This is a genomic window from Kluyvera fluvialis, from assembly GCF_059725275.1.
The window spans coordinates 938,347-959,977 of record NZ_AP046142.1; the positions used below are offsets into that span (position 1 = coordinate 938,347).

Genomic DNA, 21,631 nt, shown 5'->3' on the forward strand with positions numbered 1-21,631 from the left:
CGGTGGATGGTTGCTCATCATGCGCACTGAAATGAAGATAGAGAAGAAAATGCAGAGTGAATTTGAGATAAAAAGAGAGGAAGAAAAACACCAGAAGACGCTGCAAAAATATGAAGAGCTTTTGGCGATGGAAATAGAATGGCATTCGCATCGTGTGGCCAGCATCAAATTCTTCCTGGCGAAAATAAAGAAAAAACAGGATGCAGAATATCGTAGCACGCAAGCCAGTATCAATGGCGATAACACACACCTGCACTCGAAAATCAAAGCCTTGATTTTCATTTACTTCCCTCATTTGCAGGATGACTACATTAAGCTGTGCAAAACGGCTGATTGCACCGTTTATTTCGATTTTGTGTATGGTCGTTCAAACGACAGCGCGCGGGTGATTGCGGAGCTAACCGATAAACTGCAAAAATTCACCGCCCAGTCCACCGAGTTCCAGAACCGTATCCGCAATGAAGTGACCGTGAATTGACGAGCGATTTTCACGGTCTTCAGGTCTATGATTAGTCTCTAACCTATATAAAAAATAGAGGCAATGTCATGGATAAGGAGCTACTGGACGCGGGTTATCGCGTCTATACCGGAAGTAAAGTTGATGTCTACTTCAATACAGATATCTGCCAACACTCCGGGAACTGCGTGCGTGGCAGCAGCAAGTTGTTTAATTTGAAGCGTAAACCGTGGATTATCCCGGATGAAGTCGATGTCGCCACCGTTGTGCGCGTTGTCGATACTTGCCCTAGTGGGGCGCTGAAGTACCGTCATCATGACTGAGTGAGGGCATCATGGATATTCTGGAAGGGCATAACAAATTTTACGTGAACGACGCTGATGGTAATCAGCTCGCGGAAATTGTCTTTGTACCCACGGGTGAACACCTGAGCATTATTGAACACACGGATGTTGATCCCCGTCTGAAAGGGCAGGGGGTAGGCAAGCTACTGGTGGCTAAAGTGGTGGAGAAAATGCGCCAGGAGCAGCGCAAAATCATCCCATTGTGCCCGTTTGCTAAACATGAGTTTGATAACACTCGCGAATACGACGATATTCGTGCCTGACCTATTGCGCCAGTTTCGGCTGGCGCCGCTTCTGCATTTGCCGTTTGGCAGCGGCAGAATACCCCGCCAGCTTCCCTGGTAAAGGAGAGCAAAGCGGAGCGGTTATAACGCAAAGTTTTAACGGTTTGGATTTCTTATTGCGAAAATGTAAATAACGAACTCAATATTTGTTATTTCAGAATCGCGGCTCATTCTGGCTATCTTTGGTTCCAGCCCACTATTTCGGCTTTGAATCAGGAGAAACCAGAATGAGCAGACAAATCAAGTTAGGTGCTTTCCTTCCCGGTGGCGGCCAGCACATTGCGGCGTGGCGTCACCCGAATCAACCTGCTGATGGCGCAACCAATTTTGAATTTCACAAGCGGCTGGCGCAAACCGCTGAGCGCGGCCTGTTCGACGCCTACTTTCTTGCCGATGGTTTGGCGGTTCCTGCTTCTGGCGTGACCGACGGTGGTACGGCAAAAGTGGCGGGCTTTGAACCGGTCACGCTGTTTTCTGCGCTGGCTCCGCTCACCTCACATATCGGTTTTATCGCGACCGCTTCGACCACTTACGAAGAGCCGTACAATCTGGCGCGTAAGTTTGCCTCGCTGGATTTAATCTCCGGCGGACGCGCAGGGTGGAACGTGGTGACAACGGCAACCGAAGCGGCGGCGCACAACTTTAACCTCGACCACCAACACCCCCATGAATACCGCTACCAGCGTGCGCAGGAGCATGTCGAAGTGGTGAAAAAACTGTGGGATAGCTTCGAGGACGATGCATTTGTTCGGGATAAAGCCAGCGGCCAATTTTTTGACCCGGAGAAAGTTCACACCACCGACCACGTCGGCCAATTCTTTAAAGTGCGTGGGCCGCTGAATGTGCCGCGATCGGCGCAGGGACAGCCGGTTATCGTGCAGGCTGGGCAGTCTGAAAGCGGGCGCTCGCTGGCGGCGGCAACTGCCGAAGTGATTTTCACCTCGCATCAGCATCTTGAGACAGCACAGGATTTCTATCGCGACATTAAAACGCGCGCCAGAGCGGCGGGGCGCAACCCCGATCACGTGCTGGTGATGCCTGGCGTCGCGCCGTTTATTGGTCGCAGCGAAGAAGAAGCGCAGGAGAAATACCATCAACTGACCTCGCTTATCGTCGAAGCCGACGGTATTGCGCTGCTCAATGGTTTGTCCGGTGGCGCTATCAACCTTGCCCATTTCGACCTGGACGGCCCGCTACCGCCGCTGCCGGTCACCGAAGGCATGAAATCACGGCCTGAACTGATCCGCCAGATTGCCGACGAGAATCAATTTACCATTCGCCAGTTGTATCAGTGGGTGGCGACTGCGCGCGGGCATTTCACCATCGTGGGGAGCGCTGAACAGGTTGCCGATACGCTGCAAGAGTGGTTTGAAAACGGTGCGGCGGATGGCTTCAACGTGCTGCCGCCGTGGCTGCCGGGCGGGCTGGATGATTTTATCGAGCTGGTGGTTCCTATCTTGCAAAAACGTGGGTTGTTCCGCACGCAGTATGAAGGCAAAACGCTGCGCGAAAATCTGGGGCTGCCGTTCGCCAGCAACCGCTACAGCGCGGTGCGCAACGCCAAAGTGGCCTAAGGAGATGCTATGTTTTATTCCACCACTCGAATTCGCCTGAAGGCGCGCCGTCCGGCAACGCCAGCCTACACGTTATGGTATCAGCGGAGTGTATCGGTGATTGCCCGTTACGGCCTGCTGGTGTTGTTTTTTGCCGGTTGGCAAATAGCCAGCACGGCGGGCTGGCTCAATGCGGCGGTCATTCCACCGCTGGATAAAATCTTTTTTGCGCTGTGGAACGGCGTGACATCCGGCGCGCTGTTGGGCGATATCACCATCAGCCTGCAACGTGCGGGGCTGGCTTTCTTTGCCGCCGTTGTCGTGGGGATCCCGCTGGGGCTGTTTATGGGGCAGATTCGCCCGCTGGAACAGGCGCTGGATCCGATTTTACAACTCTTTCGCCAGACGTCGGCGCTGGCGCTATACCCGATATTTATCCTGCTGCTAGGGCTTGGCGAAACTTCCAAAGTGTTCGTGATTTTTTGGGCGGCGCTGTTCCCGATTCTGTTGTCGACCATCAGTGGCGTGAAAGAGGTGGATGGCAAGCTGCTGGAGATGGCGAAAACTTTTGGCGCGGGGCGTCTGACGCTGTTTTATCGGGTGATTGTTCCGGCTTCTGTGCCCTCTATTTTTGTTGGCCTGCGCCTGTCAGCAACCACCGCGTTGTTGCTGCTGATTGCTGCTGAAATGATCGGCGCAAATCAGGGGATCGGCTTTCGAGTGATGAATGCGCAATATAACTTCCAGATACCAATGATGTTTGCCGCCATATTTCTGCTGGCTTTTGCAGGGTTATTAGCCAACGCCGTTCTGGTTCTTTTACAACGCCGCTTGTGTCGTTGGAACACGCGTAACCCGTAATCTTTGTCCGTTATTTTTGCGCCTTTTAATCTCGCCTGACAGGAATTTTTATAATGAAAAAACAGCTTTATGTGGTGTGGGTAGCGGTACTTTTCTTCTTTGGGATCAGCGCGTCCGCACGCGCTCAGGATGACGTTACCCTGCGTTATATGGCGAGCTACGGCGGTATTTCTGCCCACGAATTAGCCGAAGCGCTGGGCTATTTTAAAGGTACTGGCGTGTCGATTAAAAATGCTGGTTACGCCAGCGGCGGCCCGGAATCTTTATTTGCTCTGGCGTCAGGCAGTATTGATGTTGGCTCGGCGGCGACGCCTGCGGTCATCAACGCCATCGCCAACGGTAATGACTTTCTCGCGGCGTATCCGACAAACGGCATTAACGATGTCACCAAATCGATTTTCTACGTAAAGGAAGACAGCCCGATCAAGTCGATTAAAGATTTAGTGGGTAAGAGCGTGGCGATTAACACCTTAGGGGCGCATCTGGATTACACCCTGCGAGAGGCGCTGCATCAGGCCAATTTGCCGGAAAACGCCGCCAAGCCGGTGGTCGTTCCTGGCCCGCAGTTGGAACAAACGTTGCGTTCAGGGCAGGTGGATGTGGCGGCGTTCGGCTACTGGCAAACCACTTTTGAAGGGGCGGCGCGTAGCCACGGTGGCCTGCGCGCCATTTTTAACGACGCCGATGTGCTCGGGCCGATTGCCGGCGGTTTTACCGTGCTGCGCGCTGATTTTGTCAAACAGCACCCGGACGCGGCGCGCACCTTTGTGGTTGAGTCGGCAAAAGCGCTCGACTTTGCCCGTGAAAACCCGGCACAAGTGCGTGACATTATGGCGAAAATCCTCAAAGAACGTGGTGAAAACCCCGACGTGGCGCAATATTTTACCGGCTATGGCGTGCGTAAAGGCGGCCTGTCAGAACCCCACGACGTACAATTCTGGCTGGATCTCCTGGAACGTGACGGTGTGCTGCGCAAAGGCCAGTTAAAGGCGTCCGACATTTTACTGAAAACGGAAGGTGTGTGATGACAACGGCTCTCCAGGCTCCACGCGGTGATATTTCTATTCGCAGTTTGCGTAAAACGTTTTCTCTTGAGGGTAAGCCGTTTGATGTATTCCGCGATCTGAACTTGCAGATTGAGAGCGGGCAAAGTATTGCGATTGTTGGCCCAAGCGGCTGCGGCAAAACCACGCTGCTGCGCATTCTGGCGGGGCTGGAAACGCCGGATGCGGGCGATGTGGTGATTGACGGTCAGGCGGTGCACGGCATGAGTCGTGAGCGGGCGGTGATTTTTCAGGAGCCGCGCCTGCTGCCGTGGCTGACGGTGCTGGAAAATGTCAGCTTTAGCCTGGATGTGCAAGGCGTGCCGCGCCAGCAGGCCAGATCGCGAGCGAAACAGGCCATTGAACTGGTGGGGCTGAGCCACTGCGAACAGGCGCTGCCAAACCAGCTTTCGGGGGGCATGGCCCAGCGCGTTGGCATTGCCAGAGCGCTGACTATTCAGCCGGAAATCCTGTTACTTGATGAGCCGCTGGGCGCGCTGGATGCGATGACAAAAATCACCATGCAAGAGGAGCTGGCGCGTATTCGCGATGCCGAAAATATCACGATGGTGCTGGTGACGCATGACCTGGAGGAGGCGATTTATCTGGCGGATCGGGTGCTGATTTTGCCTAAAATAAAGGGCGATGCGATCCGTACCATTGAGGTGACGTTACCTCGCCCTCGCGTGCGCAGCAGCCGTGATTTTGTCGCGCTGCGCCAGCAATTAATGGCTGAATTTGGTCTGCATTAATTATTGCTTTGTAATCTAACGCGTTATTTTTATTTCCGTGCGAACAGTGAGGATGATTTTTTTAATTAAAAAAAGCAAAATCGGATTTGTTGTTAACAATATTAATGTGAAAGTGAGTGATATTTTAAAATAATGTAAAAGTGCGCTACTATTGGTGCACTCATTACATTTTGCTATGCGAATATCATCATTATGCCTGCAATTAATAAAAAACTATTTTCTCTGGCGACAATAGCGCTGCTGGTTAACTCAGCGGCTTACGCAAATACCGATACGACGCAAAAAACGGATGTCCTGCTTATTGGCGGTGGGATCATGAGTGCGTCGCTGGGCACCTGGCTGCAAGAGCTACAGCCGGACTGGAAACAGGTCATGGTCGAGAAGCTCGATAACGTGGCATTAGAATCGTCTAATGGCTGGAATAACGCCGGGACGGGCCACTCCGCCAATATGGAGCTGAACTACACGCCGGAGCGCCCGGACGGTAGCATTGACGTCACCAAAGCGCTGGAAATTAACGAACAGTTTATGATTTCCCGCCAGTTCTGGTCGTCTCAGGTGAAGCGTGGCATTTTGCGTGATCCGCACGCCTTTATTAACTCTACGCCGCATATGAGTTTTGTGTGGGGCGACAAGAACGTGAATTACCTGGAAAAACGCTATGACGCGTTGCAGAAAACCACATTGTTCCAGGGCATGAAATTCTCGACCGATCATCAGCAAATTGCCCAGTGGGCGCCACTGGTGATGGCTGGCCGCGACCCGCAGCAGAAAGTTGCCGCCACCTGGACTCCAGCCGGGACGGACGTCAACTACGGTGAGATCACCCGTCAGCTTATCGGTAGCCTGCAAAAAAACAGCCACTTCTCACTGCAAACCTCTGCGGAAGTGACCGAGTTTAAACGCAATAGCGATAACTCCTGGCACGTCACCATCAAAGATGTGAACAACGGGCAACTGCGCGCGGTTGACGCGAAATACGTGTTTATCGGTGCGGGCGGCGGGGCGCTGAAACTGCTGCAACAAACCGGCATCCCGGAAGCTGACAACTACGCCGGTTTCCCGGTGGGGGGGTCCTTCCTGATGACCGAAAACCCGGACGTGACGCGCCAGCACCTGGAAAAAGTCTACGGTCAGGCTTCCGTCGGTGCGCCGCCGATGTCAGTGCCACATATCGATGCGCGCTTTATCGATGGCAAACGCGTGGTGCTGTTTGGGCCATTCGCCACCTTCTCGACCAAGTTCCTGAAAAACGGTTCGTTCTTTGATTTGCTGAACACCACCACGACCAGCAACGTGATGCCGATGACCCACGTAGGTCTCGACAACTTTGACCTGGTGAAATACCTGATAAGCCAGGTCATGCTGAGCGACGACGACCGCTTTGCCGCGCTGAAAGAGTACTACCCGCAAGCGCGCAAAGAAGACTGGAAGCTGATTCAGGCCGGGCAGCGCGTACAGATTATCAAGAAAGATGCCGATAAAGGCGGCGTGCTGAAGTTGGGTACAGAAGTGGTTGTTGACCAACAGCGCACCATTTCGGCTCTGCTGGGGGCATCTCCGGGTGCGTCTACCGCAGCGCCAATTACTCTGAACGTGATGAAAAAACTGTTCCCGGAACAGTTCAACTCACCGCAATGGCAGAGCAAAATTCGTGAAATTGTCCCGAGCTTTGGCCAGAACCTGAACGGCAACACCGCGTTGACCCAACAAGTGTGGGATGACACCGCAGCGACGTTGCAGCTCACCAAACCACCGGTTATCCAGATGCCTGAAGCGCCGGTCGCACAAGCTAAACCGGCGGAGCAGCAGCCTGCGAGCGCATCGCCGCAGCACGATATGGCGCTGTAATTGCCCATAAAAAAGACCTGGCGGGTTCCCCCGACAGGTCTTTTTTTATGCCCGTTATCGGTTAACCTAAGAACATCACCGATACGCACAGCAGGCCAACAATCAGCGTAATCAAGCTACCGAGCGAACGGTAAGGCTTAAGCGCAGGGATCAAATACGTTGAAAGCGTTGGCATGATAAACAGAATCATCGCAATCAACGGCCCACTGATGGCGTAAATCATCGAGATGGCGTTCGGGTTGATGCAGCAGACGATAAACGTCACCGCCGACACCAGCATGATGGATAGCCCACGGTTAAACGAACGGCTTTTACGCACGCCAACCTGATTCAGCGACGATTTCACTATTTCGCTCGCCCCTTCAATCACCCCAAAATAGGTTCCGAGGAACGACTTCGACATCGCCACAACCGCCACAATAATGCCGGAGATAGACAGCCAGCCAGGGGCGTTCGGGATCATCGACAGTGCCGACAGTATGGTTACGCCTTCATCTTTGGCGGCGTTGATATACTCCGGTGGAATCGACAACAGGCAACTGAACACGAAGAACAGTACGCTCAGGCAGATAATCAGGTACGCGACCTTCATGATTTTTTTGCATTTACCCATCGCAAGCTCGCCATATTTCTCCCGCCGGTCGATGGCGAAGGTGGAGATAATTGGCGTATGGCTAAAAGCGAAAACCATCACGGGAATAGATAACCACACCTGATGCAACGTATGAGGTGTTACCTCCATCTGCGTCGTCAAAAGCGACGGCTGCCAGACTTTGGTCAGGTAAACCGACAGGAACAGGAAGTAGGCTATCAGCGGGAATACCAGCATCCCCATCACTTTGATGGTGGTCTGACGCCCCGTCAGGAAGATGAGGTTGAGCAACAGCACCACGCCAAAGCTAATCAGCGCACGAATTGGTAGCGTGATTGGCATATAGCGGGAAAGCTGTTCTGCCAGCGAGTTGGTAATGGCGACCGCGTAGATAAGCACCACCACGAAGAACGCGACAAAGTACAGCGTGGTGATGAGGTTGCCGATCTTTTTCCCATAATAGTGGGTCACAGCACCGGTGATGCCGACACTTGCAGGTGTGTTGGCGGATAGGATGAACTGGCATAAAGCGCGATGCGGCCAGTACGTTAAGGGCCAGGCGACGAGGGCGGTAATAAACAGCACCACGGCACCGGCAGCACCCAACTGGATGGGCAGGAACAAGGTTCCGGCTCCGACGGCCGTGCCATACAGGGCAAAGCTCCAGAGAGTCTCTTCTTTTGACCAAATTTTAGACATTATCTGAATTTATCAACCATAAAACCGAAAAAATAGCCGCTAATTTACCATATTAAGCATTTCGTGTGGTTGAACATTTCCAGACCGATAGCTATCGGTCTGAAAAAAAGACTAATTTCGGACAAACATATTTTGCATACGGCGCTTCATCAGACGCGCGCGCAGAACGTCGTAAACCCAGTTGTAGAGCATGGTGTACGGCAGGAAGAACAGGAAGAAACCTATTTCCAGCGTCAGCGCCTGTAGCAGCGTCACGCCCAGAACCAGCGAGACAATATTGACGCCAATAATGATAAAGCCGCACTCAAACCCCAGCGCGTGCAGGGCGCGAATTTTCGCGGTACGCGTGACGCGGGTGACAGGCCACAGACGGTCAAAAACGGCGTTATAGATGATGTTCCAGATCATGGCGGTGGTGGCCAGAATGACCGTCAGCCCACCCATTTCCAGCACCGAGCGCTGCATCAGCCAGGCGGTCGTTGGGGCGAGGATAGCGGTGGCAATCCCTTCAAAGCATACCGCGTGGAAAATACGCTCCGGGAGTTTTCGGCGATGTAATGAATTCTGTTGCATGGTGAAACCTTGTATTGAGTCAGTGCTATTGCGCGCATTTTATGGGGAAATGTGATAAGTAAAAGATAGAATCCATCGATAAAGTAGATACATCATGCGCTATTCCCCAGAAGCATTAACCGCATTTGTTGAAACGGTGGCCTGTGGCTCGTTCTCAGCGGCGGCGCGTCGTTTACGTAAAAGCCAGTCAACCATTAGTACCGCAATCGCGCATCTGGAGGTCGATCTCGGTGTAACGCTGTTTGACCGTTCGGCGCGCCAGCCGGTTCTGACGGCTGAAGGGCAGCGGGTGTTGAGCTACGTGCAGGCGATTCTGGCAGCCAGTGAGAGATTAGATGAACTGGCGGTGTCGCTGAGTGGTGAAACCGAAGCGCGGCTGGCGTTTGTGCTCTCCGATACCCTGCACCCGGATGTGCTGGAGGATTTGCTGGCGCAGTTTGACCGCCAGTTCCCGCATACCGAATTTGAGTGTCTGGTTGGGGAAGATGATGACGTTATCGATTTGTTGCAAAAAGGGCGCGCGCAGGTTGGGTTGATTGAGGCGCGTGATGACTATCCTACCGATATTGGTCACATCCGGCTGCCGATGCAGAGCCACATGGCGATTTATGTCGCACCTTCGCATCCACTGGCGGCGGTACACAACGTTGAGTGGGAATTGCTGCGTACCTGGCGCGAACTGCGTTTGAATACCTATCTGGAAAAACGCCCGACGCCCGCACGCGGGCCTGTGTGGTCTGCACCGAACTATTTGATGTTATTGAGTATGGCGGCGCAGGGTTTAGGCTGGTGCGCCTTGCCTTGTGCGCTGGTGGAGGAGTTTTCTCGCTCGGCAGAACTGAAGATGCTGGATATCGCTGGCTGGCCGATGTCGGTGTCTATCGATCTGCTATGGCATAAAGATGCGCCGCTGGGCGCGGCGGGAAGCTGGCTGCGGCAGTACCTGCAACAGGTTGCGGCTTAGGCGGGCGATATGAATTTCCTTTGTGATAAAACTCACTTATTTTAAACAATTGCGAAAAAATTTGATAACAATCATCTACTATACGGAGGTTATTTTGCGCTGAGGTTTAGATGAAAGATGTCGTTATCGTAGGTGCGGTTCGTACGCCAATCGGCTGTTTTCAGGGGGCGCTTGCGCGTCATTCCGCTGTAGAGTTGGGCAGTCTGGTGATTAACGCATTGGTAGAACGCAGCGGTATTTCTGCGGCGGCTATTGATGAGGTGATTATCGGCCAGGTTCTGACGGCGGGAACGGGGCAAAACCCGGCACGACAATCGGCGATTAAAGGCGGCTTGCCGAATACCGTGTCGGCGATCACCATTAACGATGTCTGTGGTTCTGGCCTTAAGGCGCTGCATCTGGCAACGCAGGCGATTCAGTGTGGCGAAGCGGATATTGTGATTGCCGGTGGGCAAGAGAATATGAGCCGCGCACCGCATGTATTAACCGACAGCCGTACCGGCGCACAGTTGGGGAACAGCCAACTGATTGACAGCCTGGTGCATGATGGCCTGTGGGATGCGTTTAACGATTATCACATGGGCGTAACGGCGGAAAATCTGGCGCGGGAATACGGCATCAGCCGTGAGCAGCAGGATGCCTGGGCGCTCAGTTCCCAGCATAAAGCGCGTAAAGCGATTGATTCCGGTCGTTTTCGTGATGAAATTGTACCAGTCATGAACCCGCAGCCAGGCGGCACTTCCCATATTGTTGATACCGATGAACAGCCGCAAACCGATGCCAGCGCAGAAGCGTTAGCACGTCTGGTTCCTTCTTTTGATAATCAGGGGTCGGTTACTGCCGGTAATGCGTCTTCCATTAATGATGGCGCGGCGGCGGTATTGATGATGAGCGAAAGCAAAGCGCTGGAACTCGGTTTGCCGATCCTTGCGCGGATCCGTGCCTTTGCAAGCGTGGGGGTTGATCCCGCGTTGATGGGTATTGCGCCGGTGTATGCAACCCGCCGTTGCCTGGATCGCGCCGGTTGGCAGCTTGGCGATGTGGATTTAATCGAGGCTAACGAAGCGTTCGCCGCTCAGGCGATTTCGGTAGGCAGAATGCTGGAGTGGAACGAGCACAAGGTGAACGTCAACGGCGGGGCTATCGCGTTGGGGCATCCGATTGGCGCGTCCGGTTGCCGTATTCTGGTTTCTTTGGTACACGAAATGATTAAACGTGATGCCCGTAAAGGGTTAGCGACGCTGTGTATTGGCGGAGGGCAGGGCGTTGCTCTTGCCGTTGAGCGTGATATTCAGCAATAAACCTTGAATCCCCCCATTTCCCTTCTTTCAGAAAGGCCTCGCACGAGGCCTTTTTTGTGCACGTCCTTTATCCCGCCTAAAGATAAACGTGAAAATGTCTAGCCTATTTCTCAATCAATTTATTTTCATGTGTGTTATCGGGAAATATTTAAAATGGTTAAATAATTAGCGTGGTTATTGATGAGGTGGTGATTGTTAGCATTAAATAAAATAACGTGCGTTATTTATTTTTCTCTAACTTGCTGTAAATTAAGTGAATTCAATAAACTACAATTCAATTTTAATAAATCTTTGTGATCTGAGTTTTAATTTTCATGGGTTATGTCTGATTTTTATTGAGCTTTGTCACGTCCTCTCTATCTCTCCATTCAAGAAATAAATAATTACGATCTCGATCACTAAAATGCAAGGTTGAAAAAAATAAAATCCAATTCCATAAAAAAGAAACATAATTTCAATTGAGGGATGGCAAATGCTTAAGAAAACTCTGGCCCTGGCTGTATTATCTAGTCTGTCTTTCGCTGCATCGGCGGTAACGGTGGATCTGCGTCATGAATATATTGATAGCGGCTCTAACGCTGACCGTGTGGCTGTTTCCCACCGCTTTGACAATGGTCTTGGTTTTGGTGTGGAAGCGAAGTGGAAAACGGGCGGTGATACTGATAAACAGGACCGTCCATTTAACGAAATGGTTGGCAACGGCCATGAAGAGTCCATCAACTGGCGTTGGAAAGCGACGGATAATTTTGCTCTGAACCCTGGCTTTAATATCGAAAGTAAAGACAGCTTCTCTATCTACAAACCTTATCTACATGCGCAATACAGCTTTGATAATGGTTTCTATGTTGCGGCTCGTTATCGTTATGAATATACCCGTGTACCCGCGACCTCCAGCAATGGCGGCGGCGTCGATGATAAAGTGAATAAAGTGGACACTTGGGTAGGTTGGGCAATGGGCGACTGGCGTGTCGAGCTGAACTATGTTTATGCGCGCAGTACCGAGGCTGACTCAAAACATAAGAGCCTGTACCGCAATAATAACAAACCGTACAGCAACGAATATAACGCGAAGCTGGCTTATAAATGGGATAAAAACTGGTCCCCATATTTTGAAGTGGGCAACGTAGGGGTGAAATCTACCGATGAGCGTCAAACGCGTCTGCGTGTCGGTGTTGCGTATACCTTCTAAATAAAGTCGGACTCTCATCCGTTTTCCCCCCGGAGCATTTAGCCGGGGGTTTTTATTTGTCTGTGATTCCCGTTTTTATCTTTCCCTTAGGTTTATTATATCTGCCTAATCTTGATGACCTCATGCTCTAAACGTCAGGCAAAAAAAAGTCCCCCCAGAGGAGGGACAAGGCCAGTTACAGAAACACAAAACTCAGAATTAATTATGCTTGCATCAGCGTACGTTCAGTCGGCAGTTTGGCAATATACAGCGCGGGTTTACCGTCTTTGTCAGAGCTAAACAGCACCGCGCTATCGTCTGGGGTAAAGGACGGATGTGGATGGGTAACCTGACGGCTGTTTTGCACCGTTGCCCATGAGGTGTCATGGCGAGCAACGCGGAAGTACGCCTGTTTTGCAACGTCAAATGCATACAGATAAGGGTCGTTATCGATGGTGTAACCGCTGGTGTCTTTCACATCAACCGGCGTGCCGGAGCCATCACCGACCAGCATCGTGCCATCGAAGTTGCTCATCAGGTGAGAACAGGCAGGCATTTGCATCAGCGCTTCATTAACGTTGGTGTCCGGGTTGAAGCGGTAAATGGTGCGGCCCTGTTTGCCTTTCAGATAAGAGACATACACCAGCGCCGAGCCATTCGGAACCCAGAATTCGTGAGTACAGCTTTCGCCTTGCGCATGTTCTTTCACTTTGCGCACGTTGCTGCCGTCTTCATTGACCAACCACATCCGAGCATCCACCAGATCGTGCGGGCCTTCGTGGCAGAACGCCACCGTGTTGTCGTCAAACGGACGATAGATAGGGTGACCGAGCCAGTTTTTCTCCTGGTGGATCACCGCGCTTTCGCCGGTTTGCAGGTCAACGCGCAGCAGGCGGCAGTGCGGGCCTTTGTGGAAGAAATCGTGGAATAGCTGCCAGTCGTTTAACGGCGTCCAGTCACTTTTGGCAATTTCGATACCGACCAGCTTGGTGCAATCGCTGTTGGAAACCCAGGTTCCGTAGCCAACCCATTCGTCTGGCACACGGTAAACTTCACGCTCGGCCAACGTTTTCAGGTTCACTTCCAGCAGGGTGCGATCGTTTTTGACGTAATAGAGAGATTGATCATCAGGAGACAGGAAACCACCAAAGGTGTTATCGCCTGCGCCTTCCGTCAACTGCACGGCTTCGGCGTTGGCAACGTCCAGTAAATAGTAGTTCCAGTGGCCGTCGAATTCACCCGCAAACAACAGATGGCTGCCGTCGTTAAAGAAACACTTCTGATAGAAGTAGTTACGATGACAAGTGACTTCCGGTGGAGTCAAGCGGGTAACTTCTGCGCCAGTGTCTGGGTCGCGGCTGACCTCATAATTCAATTTTACCCGCATACCTTTAGCCATGATGCTCTCCTTTTACACATGCAGCCGCAGGGTTTCTAAACCTCGGCGGCCGGTTTTGGTGTTATTCTAAAAACTGGGTGTTAATTTATCAAAACAGCGTTTCATTGTTTGTGATGCCGGACGCACTTTATACGAAAAATCATCATTTCCGCTACTTTTTTGCGGCGCCTTCACAGTGGATGTCAAGCCAGTCTTTGTTTTTGCTACATCATTTACCCATTCCTGGTTATTTTTCAAAGAAACATGTAACCAAATGAATAATAGTGTTTTTTGTTTTTTCTTCACGGTGTTTCATGATGTATTCGTGATCGAATTTGCATTTTTGATATTAATTCACAGAAAAAATGAAACGATGTTTTATTTGTAATTGAAAACCCATTTCATCGGCGATAAGATACGAGCATAAACAAAGCGGAATGGGGTTTCGTTCTGCTATAGAGCATAAGACCACATTTTCCTGGAGGTTGAGGTGGAAGTACGACAGAGCATCCATAGCGCACATGCTAAAACGCTGGATACACAAGGGCTTCGCGACGAATTTTTAGTTGAACAAGTGTTCGTTGCCGATGAATACACCATGGTCTACAGCCACATCGACCGTATTATCGTTGGCGGCATTATGCCGGTGGCTAAAACGGTATCCGTCGGCGGCGAAGTGGGTAAGCAGCTTGGCGTGAGTTATTTCCTTGAGCGCCGTGAGCTTGGCGTTATCAACATCGGCGGAGCGGGCACGATTACCGTTGATGGTCAGTGTTATGAAATCGGCCACCGCGACGCGTTGTATGTCGGCAAGGGCGCTAAAGAAGTGGTTTTCGCAAGCGTTGATGCGGAAAAACCGGCTAAGTTTTACTACAACTGCGCACCTGCCCACACCACCTACCCAACCAAAAAAGTGACGCCTGCTGATGTTGCTCCGGTCACGTTGGGCGATAACCTCACCAGTAACCGCCGCACCATCAACAAATATTTTGTACCGGACGTGCTGGAAACCTGTCAGCTCAGTATGGGTCTGACCGAACTCGCGCCTGGCAATCTGTGGAATACCATGCCGTGCCATACCCACGAGCGCCGCATGGAAGTCTACTTCTATTTCAATATGGATGAAGATAGCTGCGTGTTCCACATGATGGGGCAGCCGCAGGAGACGCGTCATATCGTGATGCATAACGAACAGGCGGTGATTTCACCGAGCTGGTCAATCCACTCAGGCGTAGGGACGAAAGCGTATACCTTCATCTGGGGGATGGTGGGTGAGAACCAGGTCTTTGACGATATGGACCATGTAGCAGTGAAGGATCTGCGCTAGTCGCGGACAGCATTAGACCAACAATGCCTGTCCGGTACAGGCGCTAACGATAAGGAATAAAAAATGATTTTGGATTCATTCTCTCTGCAAGGCAAAGTCGCGGTTGTAACGGGTTGCGATACCGGTCTGGGTCAAGGTATGGCGCTGGGTCTGGCGGAAGCGGGCTGCGACATCGTGGGGATCAACATCGTTGAGCCTACCGAAACCATCGAACGTGTTACCGCAATGGGTCGCCGTTTCCTGAGCCTGACCGCTGACCTGCGTAAAATTGACGGCATTCCAGCATTGCTGGAGCGCGCAGTGGCGGAATTTGGTCATATCGATATCCTGGTGAACAATGCGGGTCTGATTCGTCGTGAAGACGCTATCGATTTCAGCGAAAAAGACTGGGACGACGTGATGAACCTGAACATTAAGAGCGTGTTCTTTATGTCTCAGGCTGCGGCTAAGCACTTTATTGCCCAGGGTAACGGCGGCAAAATCATCAATATCGCGTCCATGCTCTCCTTCCAGGGCGGTATCCGTGTGCCTTCTTATACTGCGTCTAAAAGCGGCGTCATGGGCGTTACCCGTCTGATGGCTAACGAGTGGGCGAAACACGGTATCAACGTTAACGCGATTGCGCCGGGCTACATGGCGACCAACAATACCCAGCAGTTGCGCGCTGACGAAGAGCGTAGCGCAGCGATTCTCGACCGTATCCCGGCGGGCCGTTGGGGTCTGCCAAGTGACCTGATGGGGCCAATCGTGTTCCTGGCGTCTCCGGCATCTGATTACATCAACGGTTATACCGTTGCCGTAGACGGCGGCTGGCTGGCTCGTTAATTTCGGGCTTGTGATAAAAAAACCGCCAGTGGCGGTTTTTTTTATGCCGGATGGCGCTGCGCTTATCCGGCCTACGCGTGTGTTCACGCCGCCATCCGGCACGGTGACCGCCATTGCCTGATGGCGCTTCGCTTATCAGGCCTACGATGTGTAAACTTGTAGGCCGGATAAGGCAACGCCGCCATCCGGCATTTCTGATTACACGCGCGCCATATACAGCGCCGGCATCCCTTCGCAATCTGAGGTATACAGCACCCATTGATCGTCCGGTGAGAACGACGGATGCGGGTGAGTTACCTGGCGGTCGCCATCCTGCACCTTCCAGCTACTGTTATGCTGGCAAATCGCGGTTTTTTCGCCGGTTTTCAAATTAAACACCCAGATGAACGGATCGTTAAGATCGATCTCGCCGGTTTTGTGCGGTGCGCCATCGCCGACGATCAACGAGCCATCGTGGTTGCTCATCAGGTGCGAGCAGGGCGGAATCGCCATCAATTGGCGGTTTTCCAGGGTTTGCGGGTTGGCGCTGTAGAGATAACGGTGAGGGGTATTTTCCTGATGGGCGACGTAATAGAGCGCTGAGCCATCAGGAACCCAAAATTCGTGCGTAAAACTTTCGCCCGCCTGATGCTGGCGCACACAGCGCAGGTTGCTGCCATCCTGATTGATAAGCCACATTCGCGCGTCGATAGCATCGCGTGGCCCTTCGTGGCAAAACGCCAGCGTATTGTCGTCAAACGGGCGATAAATAGGATGCCCCAGCCAGCGTTTTTCCTGCAAAATCGTCCGTTGCTGGCCGGTGTTGAGATCAATGTTAATCAGGCGGCATTCCGGTTCGGTAAAATAGAATGCGCGGAATTTAGACCAGTCGGTCAGCGGCAGCCAGTCGCTCTTTTTAATCTCAATGCCCACTAGTTGCGTGCAGTCGGAGTTGGCGACCCACGTGCCGTAAGCCACCCATTCGTCGTCCACTTCATAAACCACCTGTTCTTCCAGCGTGGTAAGGCAAACGCGGCGCAGTTGGCGGGTGTCTTTGACGTACCACAGCGACTGATCATCGTCAGAAAGGAAACCGCCGAAGGTGTTATCCCCCGCACCGTCGGTTAGCTGGGTTGCCTGTTGCGCGGCAATATCCAGCAAATAGTAGTTCCAGTGCCCCTCGAACGCGCCGCCAAAAATCAGCTTGCCGCCATCGCGGGTGAAGCATTTTTGGTAGAAGTAGTTACGGTGGCAAATAATATGTGGTGGCGTCATCCGAATCACCTCATGACCGGTTTCGCTGTCCTGCCGATGGCGGAAATCTAACGGGATGATTTTGCCTTTCATGCGTTTTCTCCTTGAATAAAAAAATACCCCGCAACCAGTAGTTGCAGGGTATAGATACCGTTTAAAACGATTAGCGCATTGCGCGTTTCAGGATACGTTCAGCCTGGCGCTGGAAGTCTGCTGCGGCTTCTTCAACCGTTTTCTGACCGTAGTCGATGTACTGCAAAGATGTCCCGAACTGTGCCACGATTTGTGGATCGTCAAAGTATGGTGACACGCTCAGTTTTGCTGGCAGAGACTGCGCCAGACGCAGACCGGCTACCGACGGGTCGCTCTCTTTCAGCGTGCCGTCTTCGGTCAGGTATTTCACCGCCACTTTGCTCAGCGGAACGCCACGTTCCAGACCCAGCGTATCGACACCTTCTTTGCTGTTCAGCAGGAAGTTAATCACTTTTGCTGCGGCTTCTGGGTTCTTGGTGGATTTGCCGATAGACAGCATCTGCGCTGGCTTGAAGAACAGGCCTGCATCAGTAGCGCCTGGCAGCATTGGGTAGCTGCCCAGCACAAGTTTAGCCGGTGGCTTCAGGTTGTCGCCGTATTTAGAGATGGTGGAGTTCCACATATACGTGCCGCCCCATTCGCCCTGAATCCACGGCTTCATCTCATACATATTGCTCTTACCAAAGGACGCATAGTATTTGGTATCTGGCATGACGTGGCTGTCGATAAGCTTTTTGTACATCTGGAAGAACTCAACCCACTGCTCTTTGCTGTAGGAGAATTTCTTGGTCTGCTCGTTAATCGCCGGAATGTTGTATTTCTGCGTCATGTACGAGTTCAGCAGCGCCAGCGTGTCCTGGTGCTCCAGAACCACTGGGTAATACTGTTTGCCCAGTTTGCTTTCGAAGGTTTTACCCGCCGCCATCAACTCATCCCAGGTTTTCGGGTAGTCAACGCCCGCTTGCTGCCAGGTGACATCGTTGAAGTAGAACACGCGCGCAGTGACTGAGATTGGGATCCCGTTCAGCTTGCCGTTGACGGTGGTGGATTGCAGTTCTTTGGCATCGAACTGGCTCAGGTCAATCACGTCCTTCATTTTATTCAGGTCGTAAAAACCATCGCCGGTTTTAGAGAAAATCGGTAGCCAGTTCCAGTTAGTTTGCATCACGTCCGGCTCAGTGCCGCCCGCAATCTGGGTGGTCAGACGGGATAAGTGGCCGTCCCAACCGGTATATTCTGCTTTGACGTTGATGTCCGGGTTCTGCTTATGGAACTCCTCCAGCGCCTTCAGCGTAACCTGATGACGGCCATTACCGCCCCACCAGGACATGCGAAGGTCAACATCCTTTGCCATAGAAGGGAGGGCCGTGAGGCCCAGGGTCGCGGAGATTGCTGCGCTTAAAAGCACTTTTTTCATTTTAATACTCCAGATTAGAGAGAGAGGTTCTGTTCAGTTTTAGCGTCAAAAATATGGCATTTATTCATGTCAAACTTGAAGTACACCTTGCGATGAAGCCCCTTATCGATCATTGGCTTAGCGTCATCTGAAGGGATGCGTGCCGTCAGCTCGTAGTTCGCCACTTTCAGGTATACGAAGAACTCGTGACCCATGTTTTCAACGCGAACCATTTCTCCGCTGCAACCGCCTTCGGCAAACGGCTCGTCAGACAGGGAGACAAATTCCGGGCGAATGCCGTAGAACACCTCTTCGTTTTCGTGCCCCGCCAGTTTCTGGTGCAGGTTTTCGCAAAGCGGCATAAATTCGTCACCGATGCTCAGATTCAGGCGGCCTGCTTTGTTCACCAGTTTGCTGGTGCGGATGTTCATTTCCGGCGCGCCGATAAAGCCCGCGACGAACATATTTTTCGGCTTGTGGTAGAGGTTGTCCGGGGTATCTACCTGCATGATATGGCCCAGTTTCATCACGCAAATACGGTCGCCCATGGTCATCGCTTCGGTCTGATCGTGGGTTACGTATACGGTGGTTGCCGGTTTACCGGATTTCTTCAACTGCTTGTGCAGGTCGGAAATACGGATGCGCATTGAGGCACGCAGTTTGGCATCAAGGTTAGACAGCGGTTCATCGAACAGGAACACATCCGGCTTTTTCACAATCGCGCGGCCTACGGCCACACGCTGTGCCTGCCCGCCGGAAAGCTGACGCGGCAGGCGGTCGAGCAGGTCTTCCAGCTCCAGAATTTTGGCGGCTTCGTTTACCTGCGCGTCAATCTGATCTTTTGGCAGTTTGCTCAGCTTCAGGCCGAACGCCAGGTTCTCACGCACGGTCATGTGCGGGTACAGCGCATAGTTCTGGAACACCATTGCAATCCCACGCTCTTTTGGCGCGAGGTTGTTGACGATTTTGTCACCGATTCGCACTTCACCGCCGCTGATGGTTTCCAGACCCGCCAGCATACGCAGGGTGGTGGATTTGGCGCAGCCGGATGGCCCGACAATCACCATGAATTCCCCTTCTGCGATTGAAAGGTCGATACCATGTACCGCTTTGAAGCCGTTGGAGTACACTTTTTCCAGTTTGTTGAAAATAACTTCAGCCATGATATATCCCTCTTAACCTTTAATTCCGCTGCTGGTCACGCCCTGCACGAAGTAGCGCTGTGCCAGGAAGAACACAATGATAGATGGCAGAATGGAGATGCTCGCCATTGCCAGAATTTCGTTCCACGGCGCACCTTCGGTGACGTCGATGGACATTTTAAGAGCCAGTGCAATCGGATATTTATCAACGCTATAGACGTAGATAAGCGGGCCGATAAAGTCGTTCATAGACCACATGAACTGGAACAGGGCGACGGAGATAATCGCCGGCTTCAGAATCGGCACGACCACATACCACAGCACCTGGATGGAGTTACAGCCGTCAATCTGTGCCGCTTCTTCCATGTCACGCGGTACGCCGCGCAGGAACTGAATCAGCATAAAGACGAAGAACCCTTGCGTGGCGAATGCCAGCGGCAGGTACAGCGGCATATAGCTGTTTAACATGCCCATTTCGCGGAACATCAGGTACTGAGGAATCAGCAGTACGGTGCTCGGCAGCAGCATGGTGGTGATGAGCGTTGCGAACCAGAATTTCTTCCATGGAATCTCAAAGCGGGCAAAGCCATACGCCACGATGGTGGAGGAAATAATGGTCAGAATCACTTTTGGAATCACATACTTGAAGGTGTTCAGCATGTAGTGACCGAAGGTGTATTCCGTACCGGTTTTCCAACCGTTAATAAAACCATCCCAGGTGGCGTGTGCGGGCCACAGGCTCAGCGTGGTGAAGATCTCGTGGTTCGGTTTGAACGACGCCGAGAACATCCACGCCAGCGGGTAGAGCATCAACAGGCCAACAATCAGCAGGATGGTGTAACGAATCCATGCGTTGATCTTTTCGCGTCTAAGGGTGCGGGCCACCTCACGTTCAGCGATGCTTCTTGCTTCAGAGAGTTGTTGAATATCAGCCATTTTTTCCTCCCTTATCGGCGGAGTAGAACACCCAGTATTTTGAAGACTTAAAGGCGATGGCGGCGAAGACCGCAACGACCAGGAACAGGACCCACGCTAGCGCCGCGCCATAACCCATATCGAAGTACTTGAACGCCGTATCGTAGATGTATAGCGAGAACAGGTACGTTGAATAGGTTGGGCCACCGCCGGTAATGACGTACGGGCCGGTAAACTCCTGGAAGGCCTGAGTGGTTTGCATGATGAAGTTGAAGAAAATGACCGGCGTAATCAGTGGCACGGTGACTTTCATAAACATCTGCCATTTGGACGCGCCGTCGATCATCGCGGCTTCATACTGAGACTGCGGGACGTTTTGCAGTGCAGCGAGGAAGATAACCATCGCAGAACCGAACTGCCAAACGCGCAACAGGGTAACGGACATCAGCGCCAGAGACGGCTCGCCCAGCCAGTTAACCGGGTCTAAACCAAATACGCCGATAAAGCTGTTTAACAGGCCATCGATGGCGAACAGTGCGCGCCATAAAACGGCAATAGCCACGGAGCTTCCGAGGATCGAGGGAATATAGTAAGCCGTGCGGAAAAAACCAATACCGCGTAATTTAAAGTTAAGTACAAACGCAATCCCTAAAGCAAATGCCAGTTTTAATGGGATGGTTAAAAATACGTAGGCAAACGTCACGCCCATTGATTTCCAGAAAAGCGCATCTTCTGTAAACATGTAGCGATAGTTTTCAATGCCGTTAAAAACCGGCGGGCTCATCAAGTCATACTCAGTAAAACTGAGGAAGAAAGATGAAACGAACGGGAAGGCCGTGAAGATTATCAGCCCGATTATATAGGGCGATATCCAGGCCAATCCCAGCATTCTGTTTTCATTCATACATACCTACCTGGCAAACAAGTGTGTCAAACGGAT

At 52.0% G+C, this 21,631-nt stretch carries 22 protein-coding genes; 13 read left to right on the forward strand and 9 right to left on the reverse strand.

Annotated features, from left to right (window positions below):
* Positions 1–19 precede the first annotated feature (19 nt).
* The 8 genes from AC6I4B_RS04540 (at position 20) to mqo (ending at position 7,145) form a co-directional block, all read left to right on the forward strand.
* Positions 20–478, forward strand: a complete 459-nt coding sequence (locus tag AC6I4B_RS04540; protein WP_497769938.1) for a hypothetical protein — start codon at positions 20–22, stop codon at positions 476–478.
* Positions 479–546: 68 nt separating this feature from the next.
* Entirely contained in the window at positions 547–780 is a 234-nt protein-coding gene (gene yjdI, locus AC6I4B_RS04545; RefSeq protein ID WP_497769940.1) for a 4Fe-4S mono-cluster protein YjdI, read from the forward strand.
* A gap of 11 nt (positions 781–791) precedes the next feature.
* Positions 792–1,064, forward strand: a complete 273-nt coding sequence (locus AC6I4B_RS04550; protein ID WP_497769942.1) for a GNAT family N-acetyltransferase — start codon at positions 792–794, stop codon at positions 1,062–1,064.
* A 248-nt stretch (positions 1,065–1,312) separates the two neighbouring features.
* Positions 1,313–2,659, forward strand: coding sequence for an LLM class flavin-dependent oxidoreductase (locus tag AC6I4B_RS04555; RefSeq protein ID WP_497769944.1), 1,347 nt, complete (start codon positions 1,313–1,315; stop codon positions 2,657–2,659).
* Between the two features lie 9 nt (positions 2,660–2,668).
* Complete coding sequence (locus AC6I4B_RS04560) at positions 2,669–3,499, forward strand: ABC transporter permease (protein WP_497769946.1); 831 nt, start codon at positions 2,669–2,671, stop codon at positions 3,497–3,499.
* Between the two features lie 53 nt (positions 3,500–3,552).
* The gene (locus tag AC6I4B_RS04565; protein WP_497769947.1) at positions 3,553–4,524 is read left to right on the forward strand and encodes an ABC transporter substrate-binding protein; all 972 of its coding nucleotides are present in this window, start codon (positions 3,553–3,555) and stop codon (positions 4,522–4,524) included.
* The gene (locus tag AC6I4B_RS04570; RefSeq protein ID WP_497769948.1) at positions 4,524–5,294 is read left to right on the forward strand and encodes an ABC transporter ATP-binding protein; all 771 of its coding nucleotides are present in this window, start codon (positions 4,524–4,526) and stop codon (positions 5,292–5,294) included. Before AC6I4B_RS04565 ends, AC6I4B_RS04570 begins: the two co-directional genes overlap by 1 nt.
* Before the next feature lie 192 nt (positions 5,295–5,486).
* A complete protein-coding gene (mqo, locus tag AC6I4B_RS04575) occupies positions 5,487–7,145 on the forward strand; it encodes a malate dehydrogenase (quinone) (RefSeq protein ID WP_497769950.1) in 1,659 nt (552 codons plus the stop codon).
* 61 nt (positions 7,146–7,206) lie between these two features.
* Here the strand turns inward: mqo and AC6I4B_RS04580 are convergent, their stop codons facing one another.
* Positions 7,207–8,436 carry an amino acid permease gene (locus AC6I4B_RS04580; RefSeq protein WP_497769951.1) on the reverse strand — a complete coding sequence of 410 codons (1,230 nt, stop codon included), beginning with the start codon at positions 8,434–8,436 and terminating at the stop codon, positions 7,207–7,209.
* A 111-nt stretch (positions 8,437–8,547) separates the two neighbouring features.
* On the reverse strand, positions 8,548–9,009 hold the full coding sequence (locus tag AC6I4B_RS04585; RefSeq protein ID WP_497769953.1) for a multidrug/biocide efflux PACE transporter: 462 nt from the start codon (positions 9,007–9,009) through the stop codon (positions 8,548–8,550).
* A 94-nt stretch (positions 9,010–9,103) separates the two neighbouring features.
* Here AC6I4B_RS04585 and AC6I4B_RS04590 point away from each other — a divergent pair, with 94 nt between their 5' ends.
* The 3 genes from AC6I4B_RS04590 to AC6I4B_RS04600 all read left to right on the forward strand — a co-directional run bounded on the left by AC6I4B_RS04590 (position 9,104) and on the right by AC6I4B_RS04600 (position 12,463).
* Complete coding sequence (locus AC6I4B_RS04590; protein WP_497769954.1) at positions 9,104–9,973, forward strand: LysR family transcriptional regulator; 870 nt, start codon at positions 9,104–9,106, stop codon at positions 9,971–9,973.
* A gap of 110 nt (positions 9,974–10,083) precedes the next feature.
* On the forward strand, positions 10,084–11,274 hold the full coding sequence (locus tag AC6I4B_RS04595; protein WP_497769955.1) for an acetyl-CoA C-acetyltransferase: 1,191 nt from the start codon (positions 10,084–10,086) through the stop codon (positions 11,272–11,274).
* 472 nt (positions 11,275–11,746) lie between these two features.
* Positions 11,747–12,463 carry an oligogalacturonate-specific porin KdgM family protein gene (locus AC6I4B_RS04600; protein ID WP_497769957.1) on the forward strand — a complete coding sequence of 239 codons (717 nt, stop codon included), beginning with the start codon at positions 11,747–11,749 and terminating at the stop codon, positions 12,461–12,463.
* A gap of 202 nt (positions 12,464–12,665) precedes the next feature.
* On the opposite strand, the gene AC6I4B_RS04605 is transcribed toward AC6I4B_RS04600, so the two are convergent.
* Entirely contained in the window at positions 12,666–13,841 is a 1,176-nt protein-coding gene (locus AC6I4B_RS04605; protein ID WP_497769958.1) for an oligogalacturonate lyase family protein, read from the reverse strand.
* Between the two features lie 66 nt (positions 13,842–13,907).
* Positions 13,908–14,126 (reverse strand): hypothetical protein, encoded by a 219-nt coding sequence (locus AC6I4B_RS04610; RefSeq protein ID WP_497769959.1) that lies wholly within the window; start codon positions 14,124–14,126, stop codon positions 13,908–13,910.
* A gap of 184 nt (positions 14,127–14,310) precedes the next feature.
* Between AC6I4B_RS04610 and kduI the strand changes: the two genes are divergently transcribed.
* On the forward strand, positions 14,311–15,147 hold the full coding sequence (gene kduI / locus AC6I4B_RS04615) for a 5-dehydro-4-deoxy-D-glucuronate isomerase (RefSeq protein ID WP_497769961.1): 837 nt from the start codon (positions 14,311–14,313) through the stop codon (positions 15,145–15,147).
* Positions 15,148–15,210: 63 nt separating this feature from the next.
* Positions 15,211–15,972, forward strand: coding sequence for a 2-dehydro-3-deoxy-D-gluconate 5-dehydrogenase KduD (kduD, locus tag AC6I4B_RS04620; RefSeq protein WP_497769962.1), 762 nt, complete (start codon positions 15,211–15,213; stop codon positions 15,970–15,972).
* Between the two features lie 198 nt (positions 15,973–16,170).
* Here kduD and AC6I4B_RS04625 read toward each other — a convergent pair whose 3' ends face one another.
* The 5 genes from AC6I4B_RS04625 to AC6I4B_RS04645 form a co-directional block, all read right to left on the reverse strand.
* Positions 16,171–17,298 (reverse strand): oligogalacturonate lyase family protein, encoded by a 1,128-nt coding sequence (locus tag AC6I4B_RS04625; protein WP_497769964.1) that lies wholly within the window; start codon positions 17,296–17,298, stop codon positions 16,171–16,173.
* A gap of 70 nt (positions 17,299–17,368) precedes the next feature.
* Positions 17,369–18,655, reverse strand: a complete 1,287-nt coding sequence (locus AC6I4B_RS04630; protein WP_497769966.1) for an ABC transporter substrate-binding protein — start codon at positions 18,653–18,655, stop codon at positions 17,369–17,371.
* 14 nt (positions 18,656–18,669) lie between these two features.
* Positions 18,670–19,797: an ABC transporter ATP-binding protein gene (locus AC6I4B_RS04635; RefSeq protein WP_497769967.1), complete on the reverse strand. Its 1,128-nt coding sequence runs from the start codon at positions 19,795–19,797 to the stop codon at positions 18,670–18,672.
* A 12-nt stretch (positions 19,798–19,809) separates the two neighbouring features.
* Positions 19,810–20,712 carry a carbohydrate ABC transporter permease gene (locus tag AC6I4B_RS04640; protein ID WP_497769969.1) on the reverse strand — a complete coding sequence of 301 codons (903 nt, stop codon included), beginning with the start codon at positions 20,710–20,712 and terminating at the stop codon, positions 19,810–19,812.
* Entirely contained in the window at positions 20,705–21,595 is an 891-nt protein-coding gene (locus AC6I4B_RS04645; protein WP_497769971.1) for a carbohydrate ABC transporter permease, read from the reverse strand. The genes AC6I4B_RS04640 and AC6I4B_RS04645 overlap by 8 nt, the downstream gene beginning before the upstream one ends.
* Between the last annotated feature and the right edge of the window lie 36 nt (positions 21,596–21,631).

Coding starts and splice junctions, on each gene's coding strand:
- AC6I4B_RS04565 (WP_497769947.1), top strand. CDS start 3,553: ATGAAAAAACAGCTTTATGTGGTGTGGGTAGCGGTACTTTTCTTCTTT.
- AC6I4B_RS04630 (WP_497769966.1), bottom strand. CDS start 18,655: ATGAAAAAAGTGCTTTTAAGCGCAGCAATCTCCGCGACCCTGGGCCTC.
- AC6I4B_RS04635 (WP_497769967.1), bottom strand. CDS start 19,797: ATGGCTGAAGTTATTTTCAACAAACTGGAAAAAGTGTACTCCAACGGC.
- AC6I4B_RS04625 (WP_497769964.1), bottom strand. CDS start 17,298: ATGAAAGGCAAAATCATCCCGTTAGATTTCCGCCATCGGCAGGACAGC.
- AC6I4B_RS04550 (WP_497769942.1), top strand. CDS start 792: ATGGATATTCTGGAAGGGCATAACAAATTTTACGTGAACGACGCTGAT.
- AC6I4B_RS04555 (WP_497769944.1), top strand. CDS start 1,313: ATGAGCAGACAAATCAAGTTAGGTGCTTTCCTTCCCGGTGGCGGCCAG.
- mqo (WP_497769950.1), top strand. CDS start 5,487: ATGCCTGCAATTAATAAAAAACTATTTTCTCTGGCGACAATAGCGCTG.
- yjdI (WP_497769940.1), top strand. CDS start 547: ATGGATAAGGAGCTACTGGACGCGGGTTATCGCGTCTATACCGGAAGT.
- AC6I4B_RS04595 (WP_497769955.1), top strand. CDS start 10,084: ATGAAAGATGTCGTTATCGTAGGTGCGGTTCGTACGCCAATCGGCTGT.
- AC6I4B_RS04570 (WP_497769948.1), top strand. CDS start 4,524: ATGACAACGGCTCTCCAGGCTCCACGCGGTGATATTTCTATTCGCAGT.
- AC6I4B_RS04605 (WP_497769958.1), bottom strand. CDS start 13,841: ATGGCTAAAGGTATGCGGGTAAAATTGAATTATGAGGTCAGCCGCGAC.
- AC6I4B_RS04600 (WP_497769957.1), top strand. CDS start 11,747: ATGCTTAAGAAAACTCTGGCCCTGGCTGTATTATCTAGTCTGTCTTTC.
- kduD (WP_497769962.1), top strand. CDS start 15,211: ATGATTTTGGATTCATTCTCTCTGCAAGGCAAAGTCGCGGTTGTAACG.
- AC6I4B_RS04590 (WP_497769954.1), top strand. CDS start 9,104: ATGCGCTATTCCCCAGAAGCATTAACCGCATTTGTTGAAACGGTGGCC.
- AC6I4B_RS04560 (WP_497769946.1), top strand. CDS start 2,669: ATGTTTTATTCCACCACTCGAATTCGCCTGAAGGCGCGCCGTCCGGCA.
- AC6I4B_RS04540 (WP_497769938.1), top strand. CDS start 20: ATGCGCACTGAAATGAAGATAGAGAAGAAAATGCAGAGTGAATTTGAG.
- AC6I4B_RS04645 (WP_497769971.1), bottom strand. CDS start 21,595: ATGAATGAAAACAGAATGCTGGGATTGGCCTGGATATCGCCCTATATA.
- AC6I4B_RS04640 (WP_497769969.1), bottom strand. CDS start 20,712: ATGGCTGATATTCAACAACTCTCTGAAGCAAGAAGCATCGCTGAACGT.
- AC6I4B_RS04580 (WP_497769951.1), bottom strand. CDS start 8,436: ATGTCTAAAATTTGGTCAAAAGAAGAGACTCTCTGGAGCTTTGCCCTG.
- AC6I4B_RS04585 (WP_497769953.1), bottom strand. CDS start 9,009: ATGCAACAGAATTCATTACATCGCCGAAAACTCCCGGAGCGTATTTTC.